The sequence below is a fragment of the Staphylococcus sp. EG-SA-2 genome, assembly GCF_017152085.1.
This window is the reverse complement of sequence record NZ_JACYHC010000763.1, coordinates 1-1494: the sequence shown is the minus strand read 5'-3', so window position 1 is coordinate 1494 and position 1494 is coordinate 1. Positions and strand designations below refer to the sequence as shown.

At 33.6% G+C, this 1494-nt stretch carries 2 protein-coding genes and 1 pseudogene; 1 reads left to right on the top strand and 2 read right to left on the bottom strand.

Translation table 11 applies throughout. The annotated features are described in order from the left end of the window. Window positions 1-289: pseudogene (locus tag IDG60_RS13875) on the bottom strand (ATP-dependent Clp protease ATP-binding subunit); the annotation flags it as partial. 408 nt (window positions 290-697) lie between these two features. Between IDG60_RS13875 and IDG60_RS13870 the strand changes: the two are divergent. Next, window positions 698-1219: a methylated-DNA--[protein]-cysteine S-methyltransferase gene (locus IDG60_RS13870; protein WP_000455988.1), complete on the top strand. Its 522-nt coding sequence runs from the start codon at window positions 698-700 to the stop codon at window positions 1217-1219. 164 nt (window positions 1220-1383) lie between these two features. Here IDG60_RS13870 and IDG60_RS22435 read toward each other — a convergent pair. Continuing rightward, on the bottom strand, window positions 1384-1494 hold a 111-nt coding region (locus IDG60_RS22435), incomplete at its 5' end, for a hypothetical protein (protein WP_241013375.1).

Genomic DNA, 1494 nt, shown 5'->3' with positions numbered 1-1494 from the left:
ATAAACCGTCACGTGCTTCTTGCGTAAGGTTACGACCAATTTGTTCTAAATAATTGCCGTTGCCACCTTGTTGCCCTTGTTGTCTTTGTGCTGCTTGTTGAAAAGCTTGCGCACTTTGTTCAGCAGATTGATTGCTACCTTGTTGTGTGAGTTGCGCTAGTTCTTCAGGTGAAACTTCTTTACCATTAATATAGTACTTTTTGTTACCGACTTGATTTGAACCTTGCATATCTTGCATCATTCTTCGAAAAATTGAATCAAAGTCGCTATTGAAAAAACCGTTATTCATATAACATCACCTCTAAATTTTTTTGAACTAAACAAAAAAGAAATTACTTTTGAAGCGTTATGCAAACTATATACAATTGCAATTGTACTTTTCCACTAATAATAGGTGATAAAACAGAATATTTTTAAAACTTTATGAATATTGTGTGTTATTTTTAATAAGTAATTATAGGTTTAATAAAATATTAAGGATCCATTGCATTTTCAATATTTTAATTTAAGATTTGGTTTACAAAGTAATAGGTTAGCACGTGTAGTAAGTTATGTAACTGTATATTGCAGCAAAGGGATAGCTGGTATTACGTGTTTATATACGTAATTGACGACTTATTTATTTTTAAAAAATGTGAACATGAATATTTTCTAATTTAACAATTAAGGCGTATGATTAGAAAAAGGGGGAATTTTTATGGAGTATAAGAGTTACTATGATTCGCCTGTAGGACGATTGGAACTTTTGAGTGATGGGGTAAGTCTGACCGCTGTTTTGTTTGAAAATCAACAAGGTGATGGTACTAGGGAAGAAAATACGTCTTTAGCGATATTTAGAGAGGCGACACAGTGGTTAGACGCGTATTTTAAAGGTGACAATCCTGAAATCACAATACCTTTAAAGCCAACAGGTAGTCATTTTCAACAGTGTGTTTGGAATGAATTAAGACAGGTTCCTTATGGGACTCTAACAACGTATGGTGCTATTGCCAAAAAAGTAGGTAAGGTGCTTGATAAGCCAAAAATGTCAGCCCAAGCGGTTGGAGGTGCAGTCGGAAGTAATCCATTATCAATTATCGTGCCATGTCATCGTGTTGTCGGTAAAACGGGTAGCTTAACAGGATTCGGTGGAACGATTAATAATAAAATTAAGCTGTTAGAGTTGGAGAATATCGATATGTCAAAGCTTTATATACCTAAACACAGTACAAAGCCGTAACGTATAAGGGGTATATTAAAAATTTCAATAATGTGTCAAATAGGCATAATGAATTCATTCAATACGAAGTGTTATAAATAGAGAACAGCAGTAAGACGATTTCAATGAGAAGCTGTCTTACTGCTGTTTTTAGGTTATATTTAAATGTCTTTCAAATACACAGATTACTCTGGTCTGTGATATTCGCGAACGTTATTTTCAATATTTGATAAGTAGAAAATATGACGATCTTCATGAACAGCATCTTGTTCTTCGTCAAATTCAACGTCATCAAA